The sequence below is a fragment of the Paenilisteria rustica genome (genome assembly GCF_013820765.1).
Taxonomy (GTDB): Bacteria; Bacillota; Bacilli; order Lactobacillales; family Listeriaceae; genus Listeria_A; species Listeria_A rustica.
Genome location: NZ_JABJVM010000002.1, coordinates 86996 through 102241, shown reverse-complemented (window position 1 = coordinate 102241; position 15246 = coordinate 86996). Strand labels below are relative to the sequence as shown.

Genomic DNA, 15246 nt, shown 5'->3' with positions numbered 1-15246 from the left:
CCCCACATAAACGACGTGGAGAATCCTGTTTTCATTACTTTATTCTGCTTTCTTCGCCTCAATCGCAAGTTCTAGCTCGGCCAGTTGTGCCGCGCTAACTTCACTTGGCGCATTCGTCAACGGATCTGCTGCACTTCCTGTTTTAGGGAACGCAATCGTGTCGCGTAAATTATTTCTGCCAGCAAGAATCATGATAATCCGGTCCAAGCCAAGCGCAATTCCACCATGTGGCGGTGTTCCATATTCCAACGCTTCTAGCAAGAAACCAAATTGATTTGTTGCCTCTTCATCGGTAAATCCAAGCGCGCGGAACATTTGTTGTTGCATTTCTTTTTTATAAATACGGAGTGAGCCTCCACCAATTTCATAGCCGTTTAACACGATATCATACGCTTCTGCCATCGCTTTTTCTGGCGCGGTTTCAAGCAATGACGCGTCTTGTGGCATCGTGAATGGATGGTGAGCGGACACGAAACGGCCAGCTTCTTCATCGTATTCGAACAACGGCCAATCTGTCACCCATAAAAACGCCAATTCGTTTCGATCAATCAAATCCAGCTCTTCCCCAAGTTTCGAGCGTAACGCACCAAGTGACGCCGCGACTACTTCTGCTTTATCCGCAACAAATAGTAATAAATCGCCAACTTCCGCATCTAAAACACCTGCAACTGCCTCCTGATTTTCCGGTGTGAAGAATTTGGCAATCGGCCCTTTGAAGCCATCCTCTTCTACTTTCATCCAAGCAAGGCCTTTCGCGCCGTATCTACCAACGAATTCGCCTAACGCATCGATATCTTTACGCGAATAGTTCGCCGCTGCGCCTTTTGCATTGATTGCTTTTACTTCGCCACCGCTTTCGATCGCGTTCGTAAACACTTTGAAATCAACATTCGCTACTGCTTCTGCCATATTTTTCAGTTCTAAGCCGAAACGTACATCTGGTTTATCGCTACCAAAACGATCCATCGCCTCAGCGTATGTCATGTGCGGGAACGGTTTCTCGATTTTAATTCCCTTCGTCGCCTCAACAACTGCTACCAACATTTCTTCGGTAATTTCTTGAATCTCCTCTTTCGTCAGGAAACTCGTCTCTAAATCGATTTGGGTAAACTCCGGTTGACGATCCCCACGCAAATCTTCATCACGGAAACAACGCACCACTTGGTAATATTTATCAAAACCAGCAGACATCAACAACTGCTTCAAAATTTGCGGCGATTGTGGCAGCGCATAGAAATTACCTGGATACACACGACTCGGTACCAAATAATCACGCGCACCTTCTGGCGTACTCTTCGTCAAATACGGTGTTTCAATATCGAAAAAGCCCATTTGATCTAATTTTTGGCGGAATGTTTTCGTGGCCGTATGGCGCATCTGAAAAATTTGATTCATCTCAGGACGACGCAAATCCAAATAACGATATTTCAAACGCAATTCATCCGATACATTCACACCATCTTCAATATAGAATGGCGGTGTTTTCGAAGCATTCAACACTTCAATTTCCTCTGCTAAAACTTCAATCCGACCTGTCGCTAATTTATCGTTGATCGCGCCTTCGCTTCTCGCAGCTACCGTCCCAACAACCGTTACCACAAACTCATTACGAACCGATTCGGCAATGGATAGCGCCTCTGCTGAAAAATCTGGATTAAAAACTACTTGGACGATTCCTTCACGATCGCGCAAATCGATAAAAATAAGTCCTCCCAAATCACGACGTTTTTGTACCCAGCCGTGTAGCGTTACTTTTTCCCCGATATGTTTCTCCGTGACATCGCCACAATACAACGTTCTTTTCTTCATTTGTTTTCCCCCTCTATTTGCTCGCGTGCGGCCTGTAAACCAGCCACCACAGCCGCTAAATTGATTTCCGTTTGCTCACCTGTTTTCATATTTTTCAACTTGCAGGTACCACTTTCAAGTTCTGTATCGCCTAAAATCATCGTAAACCGCGCATTTTTGCGATCTGCATCTTTTAATTGGCCTTTCATTTTGCGGGCCATGTAGTCTTTCTCCACGCTAAAACCGTTTAAACGTAGCTCGTTAACAATCGCCACAGCCTTCACCTCAGCCGTTTCCGTCGCTGTAATAACATAGCAGTCAAGCTCGCGCGCCACAGGAAGTTCGATTCCTTCTACATCCAACGCAGCGAATAAACGCTCCACGCCTAGACCGAAACCAACACCCGGCGTTTCCGGTCCATCAAATTCTTGCACCAAACCGTGATAACGACCGCCGCCACAAAGTGTGGATTTTGCGCCAAAACCTTCCGCCGTACTCATAATTTCAAATGTCGTATGATTGTAATAATCCAAGCCACGAACAAGCGTCGGATCAACTGTATAAGCAATGCCTAATGCATCCAAATATGTCTTCACTTTTGCAAAATAAGCAGTTGATTCCTCATTCAAAAACTCCAAAATCGATGGCGCCGTCGCAATGAGCGGGTGGGCATGATCGACTTTACAATCTAGAATGCGCAATGGATTTTTATGCAGACGCACTTGACAATCCGCGCAAAACTCATCGATTTGTGGCTCAAAATGCGCAACTAATGCATCTTTATGCTTCAAACGGCTTTCTTTATCGCCCAAACTATTAATCACGAGTTCAATATTTTGTAGTCCCAATTCTTTATAGAAGGACATTGCGAGTGAAATAATCTCCGCATCAATCGCAGGATCATTACTTCCAAGCGCCTCCAGCCCCATTTGAGTGAACTGGCGTTGTCTCGCGCCTTGCGGACGTTCGTAGCGGAACATCGGGCCTGTGTAATATAACTTTACTGGTTGATTCACTTGTCCGAATAATTTATGTTCTACAAACGCACGCACAACGGATGCCGTGCCTTCTGGGCGCAATGTTAAACTTCTATTTTTCTTATCTTGAAACGTGTACATCTCTTTTGAAACGATGTCCGTTGTATCTCCTACGCCGCGTTGGAATAATTCTGTATGCTCAAAAATCGGTGTCCGAATTTCTTCATATTGAAATCTCTCACAAATCGATTGAAAAACGCGCTCTACATAATGCCATTTCTCTACTTCTCCTGGTAAAATATCGCGTGTTCCTCTTGGCAATTTCATCTGCATGCCTTATCCCTCCTAAAAATTACGATAGTATCGTTGGCTTTGGCGTTTTTTGTGTTTCCATGGGAACACAAAAAACTCCCGCCCCTGTCTTAACTAAATAAAACAAGGGACGAGAGTTAACCCGTGGTACCACCCTAAATTGAGGAACAAAAAAATCCCTCCACTCAAAACAGTTAACGCCTGTCAACGTTCTTACTTACTAAGCATCATGTGCCTTTCAGCAAGAAGCCTCTGGAGTGTCTTTCTAACAATTTAACTGCGACAGGTTTTACAGCCTAGGAACCCGTCTCTCTTTACCAGCAAATGCTTGTTATACTTTTCTCCGTCATCGGTCATCTATTAATTACCCTTAAGACTACTAGAATTTGGCTCAAAAGTCAACAACGTTTTGAAAAATAATCGCGAATTTGTGGGTTTACTGTTTCATAATACCTTGTTTTGTGATAATCTTTTTATAGTAGATATTTATTTAGGGGTATAGGTGGTGTCCATTGATGAAAAATAAGTTCCTGTTTATAACCGTGCTCTCGTTCTTGCTTATTGGAGCCGGCATCTTGTCTACAATCGCGATGGCAAATGCAAACACGGTGCAAGTAAAAGCAGAGGTTCTAAACGTCAGAAGCGGACCAGGACTCGCATTCGACGTCACATCTCAAGTCAGAAAAAATGAAATTCTAAACGTGATCGATGAGGAAAATAAGTGGTACAAAGTTCGCCTCGAAAACGGGCAAAGTGGTTACGTGGCAAGCTGGCTCGTTAAAAATATCGATGTCAGTGCTTCCAGTAACAGTCTCGCTACCGTTACAAGTGACGGCGGTCTGAATGTTCGTAGCAAACCATCCACAAACAGTACCATCCTCGGAAACTTGAAAGGCGGCGATCAAATCACCGTCACAAGTCAATCCAATGGTTGGACGCAAATCCAGTACCAAGGTCAAACAGCGTGGGTGAACTCGACATACATTAAGATGCAAGAATCAGCAACCAAAGAATCGAAAAGCAATTTGCAAACCGTCACCATCCGATCTAACGGCACGAATATCCGTTCAGGTCCAGGTCGCAACAATAACACGATTGAGAAAGCCGATGCCGGAACCGTCTATAATATTGACGGCGTGCAAGGTGATTGGTATCAAATAACAACATCATCTGGCGCACAAGGTTACGTCGCAAACTGGGTTGTCGACGTCTCAACATCCAAAACCAAAAGCGCACCAAAATCCAAAACAACATCACTCGCCGAGGCAACCATCGTTATTGATCCAGGTCACGGAGGAAACGATCCAGGCGCACAAGGTCAGAATGGTACCGTAGAAAAGAAAGCAACCTTAAAAACAGCCAAATCGGTAGCTAAACGCCTAGAACAAAGCGGTGCAAAAGTTATTTTAACAAGGGATAGCGATGAATATGTTTCCCTGAAAGATCGCGCTCGAAAAGCAGAAAAATACAACGCAGACGCCTTCATCTCGCTTCATTTTGATTCCGTAGAAGACGCAAGCGACGCAAGTGTCAACGGACAAACAACGTACTACTATAAAAACAAAGACCAAAGCTTAGCCGAAAGCATCAACGCGAGCCTAGCAAGTAACCTATCAAGCAAAAATCGCGGCACACGCTCCGGCGACTTCTATGTACTACGCGAAAACACCCAACCATCCGTGTTGCTAGAACTAGGTTACCTAAGCTCAAGCATCGACGAAGAAAAAATGAACTCCAACAGCTTCCGCGAAGACGTCGCCGATTCAATTTTTGAGGGGTTGAGCGGGTATTTTAAAAATTAGGTACTGAAAGAGCCCGTTAGACTCGACAGAAATTGTTAGAGGCAGCAGGGATAGAATGCTCCCTTTGCTCGCACTCATATTGATACTCTAAGGAACCAAAATACGATTCCTAAGAGTATCAACAATTTCCGAGAGTCTGGCTCTTGAAGTCCGATTCGGAGACGCAAAACCCGCACTTGGTTTTTGTGGAGGGCACGAAAATTTCGAGGAGCTAGCCCGTGAGACCCGATTCGGAGACGCGAAACAAAGACGCCCAAACATTTCCCAAAACAAAATAAAACACAAAAAATGCTAGGACAAGATTCCAAATCTTGTCCTAGCATTTTTTCATTACCTAACCCACAACCCTATTTCCCCAACAACTCCTGCGAGTCCAAAATAATCGTCACCGGACCATGGTTCACAATCCGCACATCCATCATCGCACCGAAAACCCCAGTCTCAACGACAATCCCTTCAGCCGCAAGCAGTTTGTTAAACAAATCATACAAATCCGATGCCGCATCAGGAGCCGCCGAATTCGTAAAACTCGGACGGCGCCCCTTTTTCACATCGGCATATAAAGTGAACTGAGAAACACTAAGAATTGCCCCGCCAAAATCTCGAATCGACAAATTCATTTTATCCTCATCGTCTTCAAAAATACGCAATCCGACAATTTTATTCACAATATACGTTACGTCTTCTTCTGTATCGCCATGCGTGAAACCAACTAGCAGACAAAGCCCACCAGCGATTTCTCCCACATTTTCATCATCAATCGTTACACTTGCTTCATAACAGCGTTGCGCCACAACTCGCATACTAAATTCCCCCAGTCAGCCTCAATTCATTAAACGTCTAACCGTGTAGACATCAGGAACTTGCTTGATCTTATCGACAACGCGTTGCAAATGATTAATATTATGAATCTGAAGCGTCAGAACGAGCGTCGCCATTTTGTTATTATCAACTTTTGCATTGACGCCGTTAATATTGCTTGTAAGGCTGTTCACGACTTGTAAGATATCATTCAGCATACCATTACGATTATAGCCAAACACCTCAATATCGACGTTGTAGTCCGTTTTAGCCGTCATATCCGCGTCTTCCCAATCAACATCGATCAAACGCTCAGTATCTGGACCAGTGACATTCGGACAATCTTTCCGGTGAATCGAAATACCGCGGCCTTTTGTGATATAACCAACGATTTCGTCACCCGGAACTGGATTACAACAGCGCGATAAACGGATGAGTAAATTACCAACACCTTGCACAACCACGCCTGCATTATGCTTGATTTTAAGCCGCTCGTTATTGCTGTCCGTCGTGTGTTTCGGCTTCGCTTCAATTTTATTTGTTAGCATTTCTGCTTGCTCTTCCAATTCCCGTATGCGGCGCTCTTTCTCCGTCAAACGATTCGCAACTTGAAGCGCTGTAATACCGTTATAACCTACCGCCGCAAACAAATCATCTTCATGACTAAAATTCAGGCGTTCTCCAAGCTTATTCATATTTTCCGTTGTCATTACTTTCTTCGGATCAAAGTCAAGTTGGCGCAACTCTTTTTCAACCATATCGCGGCCTTTTTCGACGTTCTCTTCCTTCGCTTGACGTTTGAAGAACTGACGAATCTTATTTTTCGCTTGCGACGTCTGCACGAGTTTCAGCCAATCACGACTTGGTCCATACGAATGTTTCGACGTCAAAATTTCAATGATATCGCCTGTTTTCAGCTTATAATCAAGCGTGACAATTTTGCCATTGATTTTGGCGCCTATCGTCTTGTTCCCAATTTCGGTATGGATTCGATAAGCAAAATCAAGCGGTACAGAACCGTTTGGCAGCTCGAACACATCTCCTTTTGGTGTAAAAACATAGACGACATCGGTGAACAAGTCCAGTTTCAGCGATTCCATGAATTCCTCGGCGTTTTCCGACTCATTTTGATATTCAATAATTTCGCGGAACCAGCTCATTTTGTTGTCGAAGGAAGTCTTCGAATTGATGACTTTCCCCTCTTTGTAAGCCCAATGCGCCGCAACCCCGTACTCTGCGATTTGGTGCATTTCCAGCGTCCGAATTTGCACCTCTAACGGCTCGCCTTGCGGACCAATCACCGTCGTATGAAGCGACTGATACATGTTTGATTTCGGCATCGCAATATAATCTTTAAAACGGCCCGGCATCGGCTTCCAACGCGTATGGATGATACCAAGAACCGCGTAACAATCCTTGATGCTATCCACTAAAATCCGAACCGCTAGCAGATCATAGATTTCGTTAAACTGCTTGTGTTGCTCCGACATTTTGCGGTAAATCGAATAAATATGTTTCGGGCGACCAGAAATATCCGCCTTGATATTTAACTCATCCAAATTCTCATTCACGCCATCAATCACATCTCGCAAATAACGTTCCCGCTCTTCCCGCTTCTGCTTCATCAAATGCACAATGCGGTAATATTGTTGCGGATTCAAATAACGTAACGCGGTGTCCTCAAGCTCCCATTTTACACGGGAAATCCCCAAACGATGCGCAATCGGTGCGAAAATTTCTAACGTCTCATTCGCAATACGGCGCTGTTTCTCCACCGGTAAATGTTTCAATGTCCGCATATTGTGCAGTCTATCTGCCAATTTCACGAGCATAACGCGAATATCCTGCGCCATCGCGATGAACATTTTACGGTGATTCTCCGCTTGTTGCTCCTCATGCGATTTGTATTTAATTTTTCCAAGTTTCGTAACGCCATCGACAATCATCGCAATTTCTGGGCTAAACGCCTCTTCTAAATCCTGCAATGTAATTGGCGTATCTTCTACAACATCGTGCAAAAATCCAGAAGCAACAGTAGCCGGATCCATCTCCAGCTCCACCAAAATTCCTGCCACTTGGATAGGGTGAATAATGTAAGGTTCCCCCGATTTACGGAATTGATCCTTGTGCGCCTCACGTGCATAGTCACACGCCTTTTTGACAACCGCAAGATGCTCCTCATTCATGTAATGAGAAGCCATTTCAATTACTTGATCCGCTGTTAAATTTTGTTCTTTAGCCATAATGTCCCCACACCCTTTTCATCCACGCTATCTATAAAGTATGTAAAAGCACCCACGAATGAGTGCTTTTTAAAATAATTCTTATTTGATATTATAACATGTTTTAGACGACTCACAAAGTAATTTTGTTGCTTGAGCCTGAAAAAACACTTTTTTTGAAAATAGCCTTAGAAATCCATCAAAATTAGGCGGTCATATCCTTCTAATTTTTTATGGCCTTCAAGCTCTGTTAGTTCGATTAAGAAAGCACAGCCAGCCACAACGCCGCCGAGTTCTTCGACAAGTTTAATCGTCGCCTCAATCGTGCCACCAGTCGCTAACAAATCATCCGTAATAAGCACCCGTTGTCCAGGTTGAATCGCATCTTTATGCATCGATAATTTATTCGTGCCATACTCTAAATCGTATTCCATATCCACCGTTTCACGCGGCAATTTATTCGGTTTACGAACTGGTGCAAAGCCAATTCCAAGCGAATAAGCCACCGGACATCCGATAATAAAACCACGCGCTTCAGGTCCAACAATGACATCCACACTTAATTTTTTTGCATATTCTACAATTTGATCCGTCGCAAACTTGTAAGCCTCACCATGACTCATCAATGGCGTAATATCTTTAAAAACAATTCCTTCTTTCGGCCAATCATTAACAATCGCTACATAACTTCTCAATTCTTCTAAGTTCATTTCACTATTTCCTCCAAAATTGAATTCCCCTTCGAATTCATCAGCTTCTCCATCCAATCGTACAGTTCGTTGTAATTGGAGTAGAGTAATTTCTGTTCCATCGCAATACGGTATTCTCGAGCTTTATAAACGGCCGAGTCCTCCAGATTACGTTTTTCCCCAATTTCATTCAATCTAATCACGCCATCCTCTATTGTAGCAAAATTTAGATCAAAAAACACGCGTGACATAAAATCAACTTGATCATCCGTCCAGCTAAATTGTTTACAAAGACGCGACATATTTTGAGCGAGCGGGAAAGGTTGATGTTTTTTTAGTACCGCATAGAGTTGCGCGAAATGTTGCCGACTAGGCATCGATGCAATCGCATTCCCATTTTCGGCTTCGACATGCAAATAGATCCGATCCGCCGCCGTGTTCGTAACCAATGCCTCAAGCAAAGCCACATCATCCGGCATATCCGCAAAAATAAGGTCTTTCGTCGCAGCATCCACGCAGTCCTCGATCGACTGAATCTGCGCACAAACAAGATTCGCATTAGACGCTAACAATTTTTCCTTAGTTCCGTCTTGGAAACACACGAAAACTTTATCCGCCATACCATCCGTTTGCAGCAACTTTTCCCATTCCGCGCGACTTCTGACATCAAACAATTGCCAATGTCCAATTTTCAAATCCACGATGCGGAGTTGCGGTTTACGCATATTATTCCATTCATTGATCGATAATTCGCCGACCACATCCACTTTTGCCATCGGAGAAATTTTTTCAACGAGCTCGCCAGTTCCAAATCCAACTGCATCAACCGAAGCACCTGAATCTGCTGTAATCGCCGTTTTCAGATGGTTCTTGTCCGCGCCAATCCGCTTCGTACCGCTCAACCGAACACCTTCCAACGCAAAAACTGGTTTGGGATTATCCGTACCAAAAGGCGCCAACTTGTTCAACTGCGTGATAAAATCAATCGTCACCGTCTCAACTGGAATCGCCTCTTCCACACGCAAAATCGACACAAAATCATCCGGCGACAACGTTTCCCGAGCCAGCTTCGATAAATTGGCCCGCAACGTCGCCACATCCGCTACATCAAGCGTCATACCAGCCGCCATTGGATGTCCACCAAACGCTTTTAAAAGCTCCTGGTTCGCATCAAGCGCTTGGTATAAATGAAACGCCTCGATACTCCGCCCAGAACCTTTCGCGATTCCCGTCACCTCATCAAAACCAAGCACAATCACAGGTCGCGCGTAACGATCCACCAAACGCGAAGCCACAATCCCAACAACACCAGGATTCCAGCCCGCTTTCCCGATGACAAGCACTTCATTCCCTTCACCAAGAAACTCCGCTTCAATCATCGCAATCGCTTCCTCAGCAATCTGTGCCACAATCGTTTGCCGTTCTTTATTTGCCTCATCAATTTCCTCCGCCAAGAAAACCGCCTCTTCCGGATCTTCCGTAAGCAATAAATCAGCCGCCGGATCCGCAGGGCCTAAACGACCAACTGCATTCAAACGTGGCGCAATCACGAAACCAATCGTCTCCTCATTCGCCTCAGGAAGTTTCGCGCTAGCCAGTTTTGCCAAAGCAGACACACCGATATTCGCATTCTCCCGCAGAATTCGCAGTCCTTTTTGCACAAATAACCGGTTCTCATCCGTCAGCGAAACCAAATCCGCCACCGTCCCAATCGCCACTAAGTCCAGCAATTCCGTCGGTTCCTCGCCTAACAACGCGTGAGCCAGCTTGTAAGCCACCCCAACACCCGCTAAATCAGGAAATGGGTAATTAGACTCCGGATGACGTGGATGAATCACAGCGACCGCCTCAGGCATCGTTTCCTTCGCCTCATGATGATCCGTCACAATTACATCTAGACCAATCTCCTTCGCATGCGCCATCACATCAAGCGCCGAAATCCCATTATCCACCGTAATCAACAAATCCACGCCCGAATCCTTCGCCTGCGTAAAAGCCGCCACATTCGGTCCATAGCCTTCCGTAAAGCGATTCGGAATATAAAAATCAGCATTCGCGCCAAGTTTACGCAACGTTTTCAACAACACCGTTACACTCGTCACACCATCCGCGTCATAATCCCCATAAACAAGAATCTGCTCCTCGGCCTCAATCGCCTGCTTAATCCGGTCGACCGCAAGCCCCATCTCTGCAAACAAAAACGGATCATACGCTTCATACTTATCCGGATTTAAAAATTTATCCAATTGACCAGCAGTCGTGACCTTGCGACGCGCAAATAATTCCGCCATCGGTAGCGTACATTTCAGCTCATCAGCCACCTGTTGCATCGCCGCCGCATCCGCCGTCTCCACTTGCCATTTATATTTAGAATGAATCATGATTTACCACCCCTCAACCTACCCATTATACCCAAAAAACATAAAAAAGACCACCTAATTAGGCAGCCTTCATTTAATTTCCATCATACAGTCGGTTTCGGCGCATTGTCTGGAACTTCTACTTCCGAAACTTTTACTTTACGCGATTTTTCCGCAGCTAGGGAACGTTCTAATTCCTTTTTCGCAGCTTCAAGCGTCTTGACTTGCTTCTTCATCGAATTCGTACGAACAATATTCAGACAGAAGAAAATCAAACCGCCAATCAAAACCGATCCCAAAATAACTAAAATCAGCGGCCACTCCACATAAGCAAACAAGAAATTCACCTTCACATCATCCACATTTATCACCGCAAAAATCGCAATCACAATCGCCAACACAATCCCAACAATTACTTGCCATTGTACTTTCATCTTAAAATCTCCTCCTTAATCCCATTTCGGCTGCCCATAAAGCAACATCAAATTCTCTAAATCACGCGAACCAACCTGTATATCAATAATCGCCGACAACTCAAAATGAACCTCGCCGTAAGACTCCGCGTCATTATCCAAATCATCCATCACGATGTGTTCCTTCACAACATGGCGCACATAACCATTCAACGTCTCACGCTCATCATCCTGATCCAAAAACACCGCAATCGCTATTTTCTGATCCATCGCCAATGTCAGCACATTCACCAATAAATTCCCAAACGTACTCAGCTCAAAATCATCATGCTTTTCCTGATTCAGATAATACAACCGCTCCGCTCGCTTATCATCCTGCCCACCAGCATCGACACGAAAAATCAAATCTAGTTTAGCAATCAAATACCCAGCCGCTCTTGCCTGCGATGAAACAACCCGCAACACCAAGTAATCCTTCGTTACCAACTGGACAAAACCGCCATACCGTCCATCTTTACTCGTCGCATCATTATAAATATACAAAATCGTCTGTGCTTTCATCGCATTTTTCAACACACGACATAAAATCTCTCTGTCCATCAAAATCTCCTCATTTCTTTCAAATCATCTGAGGACGAGCGATTTTCCTATTTCTTAACATACTTTCTTCTGTGCATTCTAAATCCCCCTAAAACGAAAATACCCAAATCGCACAATAGACTAGCGCCAAACCACCAGTAATAAGTAGCGACTTCATGACATACCATGGCAAAATCATCAACATTAGCGCAACCGCACCTGCAATGATAGAAAAGAAAAACGAATCCCAACCATCAAAACTAGGCCAACCACCATCTAACCAACCATTATGCCAGTCCTTCGAATATAACAACCCGAGCACAAAAAGCACCACACCGATCGCTATCACAACTATCTGCCAAATCATGTTCCCATCGTACTCCTTATTCTCAATAAAAAATGCCGAATGCCTACCTCACCTGATTTTTTACATCTCAGATAAGATAAACATTCGGCATTAGACGCGTTAGCTAAGTCTTGCCGAAAATCCGCTTACCACAGATTATACGACTGGTTGGTCTGTTCTTGCGCGTTTCTTTTTCTTCTGCGTATTAATAACGCCTTTTTTCTTTAACTCACGTTTCTTGAATACGAACCACAATTGCATTGCCATGAAGATGGATGAGAACACACTAGATACTAATCCAACTAATAGCGCAATCGAGAAGTTCAGGATCGACTCATTACCAAAGATAATAAGCGCGATAACCGTGAATAATACAGTTAATATCGTATTGATGGAACGGATGAATGTTTGACGTAAACCATGGTTAACCGCAAAAGCGATATCTTCCGGTTTTTTGAAGCGTCCCATTTTGAAGGAAACGTCTCGAATCCTATCCGCCGTAACAATCGTATCATTGATGGAGTAACCGATAACGGTCAGCACCGCCGCAATAAATGTCAGATCGACCTCCAGCTGGAAGATACTAAAGAAGATGAAGATCATGAAAGCGTCAAATAGTAACGACAGAATCGTCGCGACACCCATTGACAACTCGAAACGAAAAGCGATATAAACCACAATCAGTATCGAGGCAATGGCAAGCGCCCATAATCCATCCTTCGCAAGTTCCTGTCCAACAGTCGGCGTTACCGTACTAATATTAGGTTCCTCACCATACGCTTTCGTGAAGTGTGTTTTAAATTTAGCCACTTCGTCTTGCGTTAGCGCTCCTTTATAGCTGATAACAGCGGTCTTATTATTATTTTGGAACGTGACATCCTCAGAAGGCATATCGATTTCTTTCAAATCTTTGTCAATCATTTGCTCCGTTAGCGGTTGCTTCGAAGTGACCTCCGCACGCGTACCACTCGCAAAATCAATACCTAGATTTAGCTTGAATATCGATAATATCACTATCCCAACTACCACAATAACTGTGAACGTGGTTAGGAAAGCACGATGATGTTTCACAAAATCATACTTATCAAAATGCGTTTTCAAATCAAATGTCTGCTTACCTTCATGTAAATCATGAATATCTTTACGTCGAACAGCAAACAAACCAGGCTTATTATTCAACGCGTTACTGCTTACTAGAAGTCCCATAAGCGCTCTTGAACCCCAAACAGCAGTCAAGAAACTTACCAAGATACTAATAATCAGAACCGTCGCGAAACCTTTAATAGAACTTGTTCCGAAGTAGAAAAGAACCCCAGCAACGATCAGCGTCGAAATGTTTCCATCAAAGATAGCTCTGAAAGATTCTTTCCCACCTGTATCGAAGGCTGTCTTCGTGGATTTACCAACCTTGAGTTCTTCCCTTATCCGCTCGTAGGTAATAACATTGGCATCTACCGCCATACCAATACCAAGAATTAACCCGGCAATACCTGGTAGTGTAAGGGTTGCATTTAACAATCCTAGAATAAGCAATACGATATATGTGTATGCCACAAGCGTAATAGAGGCAATAATACCTGGTAAACGATATACAGCCATCATGAAGATAAAGATAGCAATAACACCGATTAATCCAGCTAAAACAGTTTCAGACAACGCATCTTGACCAAATTGCGCGCCAACCGATGTAGAATAAACTTCTGTCAATTTAACAGGTAGCGCACCAGAATTTAATAGATTCGCAAGTTCTTTCGCAGAATCCATCGTAAAACTACCGGAAATCTCAACTTTCTTCGTATCCAACTCACGATCTACGTTTGGAGCAGATAAGTATGCTGGATTTTCTTTCACACGCTCTGTTTTGTACTTCAAGCCTTCTTTCCAATCTAGCCAAATGACTAACTGGTTATCAGGCGCTTTCGCTGCAATTGTTTTCGTTACATTCGCAAATTTATCTTTGCTTTTTAGTTCCAATGTAACAATTGCTTGGTTTTTGTCGTTTGTGACAGCTTTCGCGCTGCCAGGTACAAGATCACTACCATCCATCATCAGTTTATCGTTAGCATCACGGAACGATAAGACTGCTTGTGTAGATAGAATTTTTCGTGCTTCATTTTGATCGGTTACACCCGCTAGTTGTACACGAATACGATTACCACTTTCAATCGTGATGACCGGCTCGTTTACACCCAAGGCATTAATCCGCTGATCGAGCGTTGCCACGGTTTCTTTCATTACGTCATCTGTTACTTTACTTTTTCCATCAGCAGGTTTCACTTGGTAGAGAACCTCGAAACCACCTTGCAAATCTAGACCGAGATTAATCTTATCTAGAACAGGTTTTACAGTAAAAATAACCGTTCCAAAAATAATTGCTACAATCAGGAAAAATGTAATTATTTTACTTTTCTTTATCATTTCTTTCTAATTCCTCCCTCATCTACTAACAACAGACACCTTTGTAGGCGCCATTACGCTATGTAGAATGCTACTCTTGACCCTCCGTTAGTTGCAATGAAGTATCTTCCTTCTTCGCTTCACCCGGTGGTCCCATGGTAATAAAGTCCATTAATGATGCTATCTTCATTTGTAAAATGTCGTGAATGCGCTGATGCAAACGCGGGTCCTCTTGATCCTTCCAAACAACTTCAACCAAAAAAGACCAAATATGTTCCGCTTTGATTTCGCGGTAACCCATCAATTGAAAATCTTCTACGCGAATTAAAATTGCTGTTTCTAACTGGTCATACCATTCTTTGTCGGATCCCATCCTCATTCTCACACCTTCTTTTTCAAACAACATAGATTCATTTTATCTAATTATGAAGTAAATGGGAAGCATAATCTCCAAAAAAGCCAAATCTTTATTTCCAGCCTACTCACAAAACGATTATATTGAACCTATAAAATGTAACTTTTCTTGCTTGGCGATATTTCTATATACCCATATATCTACA

12 protein-coding genes and 1 other annotated feature are annotated in these 15246 nt (G+C 43.6%); of the genes, 1 reads left to right on the top strand and 11 read right to left on the bottom strand.

Annotation, left to right across the window (positions count from 1 at the left end; all coding sequences use genetic code 11):
* Positions 1 to 39: 39 nt before the first annotated feature.
* Together aspS and hisS are read right to left on the bottom strand one after the other, a co-directional pair.
* On the bottom strand, positions 40 to 1809 hold the full coding sequence (gene aspS / locus HPK16_RS02400) for an aspartate--tRNA ligase (protein WP_181675429.1): 1770 nt from the start codon (positions 1807 to 1809) through the stop codon (positions 40 to 42).
* Positions 1806 to 3098: a histidine--tRNA ligase gene (gene hisS / locus HPK16_RS02395; protein WP_181675428.1), complete on the bottom strand. Its 1293-nt coding sequence runs from the start codon at positions 3096 to 3098 to the stop codon at positions 1806 to 1808. Before hisS ends, aspS begins: the two co-directional genes overlap by 4 nt.
* 102 nt (positions 3099 to 3200) lie before the next feature.
* Positions 3201 to 3436: a binding site (T-box leader), on the bottom strand.
* Between the two features lie 156 nt (positions 3437 to 3592).
* On the opposite strand from hisS, the gene HPK16_RS02390 reads away from it, so the two are divergent.
* A complete protein-coding gene (locus HPK16_RS02390; protein WP_181675427.1) occupies positions 3593 to 4879 on the top strand; it encodes an N-acetylmuramoyl-L-alanine amidase family protein in 1287 nt (428 codons plus the stop codon).
* Positions 4880 to 5226: 347 nt separating this feature from the next.
* Here the strand turns inward: HPK16_RS02390 and dtd are convergent, their stop codons facing one another.
* The 9 genes from dtd to HPK16_RS02345 form a co-directional block, all read right to left on the bottom strand.
* A complete protein-coding gene (gene dtd, locus HPK16_RS02385) occupies positions 5227 to 5682 on the bottom strand; it encodes a D-aminoacyl-tRNA deacylase (RefSeq protein ID WP_181675426.1) in 456 nt (151 codons plus the stop codon).
* A gap of 21 nt (positions 5683 to 5703) precedes the next feature.
* The gene (locus tag HPK16_RS02380; protein WP_181675425.1) at positions 5704 to 7923 is read right to left on the bottom strand and encodes a RelA/SpoT family protein; all 2220 of its coding nucleotides are present in this window, start codon (positions 7921 to 7923) and stop codon (positions 5704 to 5706) included.
* Between the two features lie 167 nt (positions 7924 to 8090).
* The gene (locus HPK16_RS02375; protein WP_181675424.1) at positions 8091 to 8612 is read right to left on the bottom strand and encodes an adenine phosphoribosyltransferase; all 522 of its coding nucleotides are present in this window, start codon (positions 8610 to 8612) and stop codon (positions 8091 to 8093) included.
* Positions 8609 to 10972: a single-stranded-DNA-specific exonuclease RecJ gene (recJ, locus tag HPK16_RS02370; protein WP_181675423.1), complete on the bottom strand. Its 2364-nt coding sequence runs from the start codon at positions 10970 to 10972 to the stop codon at positions 8609 to 8611. The genes HPK16_RS02375 and recJ overlap by 4 nt, the downstream gene beginning before the upstream one ends.
* An 83-nt stretch (positions 10973 to 11055) precedes the next feature.
* The gene (locus tag HPK16_RS02365) at positions 11056 to 11385 is read right to left on the bottom strand and encodes a LapA family protein (protein ID WP_181675422.1); all 330 of its coding nucleotides are present in this window, start codon (positions 11383 to 11385) and stop codon (positions 11056 to 11058) included.
* Positions 11386 to 11400: 15 nt separating this feature from the next.
* Positions 11401 to 11964: a hypothetical protein gene (locus HPK16_RS02360; RefSeq protein ID WP_181675421.1), complete on the bottom strand. Its 564-nt coding sequence runs from the start codon at positions 11962 to 11964 to the stop codon at positions 11401 to 11403.
* Positions 11965 to 12052: 88 nt separating this feature from the next.
* Complete coding sequence (locus HPK16_RS02355) at positions 12053 to 12310, bottom strand: hypothetical protein (protein WP_181675420.1); 258 nt, start codon at positions 12308 to 12310, stop codon at positions 12053 to 12055.
* Between the two features lie 135 nt (positions 12311 to 12445).
* Positions 12446 to 14707, bottom strand: a complete 2262-nt coding sequence (gene secDF / locus HPK16_RS02350) for a protein translocase subunit SecDF (protein WP_181675419.1) — start codon at positions 14705 to 14707, stop codon at positions 12446 to 12448.
* A 70-nt stretch (positions 14708 to 14777) separates the two neighbouring features.
* Positions 14778 to 15059 carry a post-transcriptional regulator gene (locus tag HPK16_RS02345; protein ID WP_425487912.1) on the bottom strand — a complete coding sequence of 94 codons (282 nt, stop codon included), beginning with the start codon at positions 15057 to 15059 and terminating at the stop codon, positions 14778 to 14780.
* Positions 15060 to 15246: the final 187 nt, after the last annotated feature.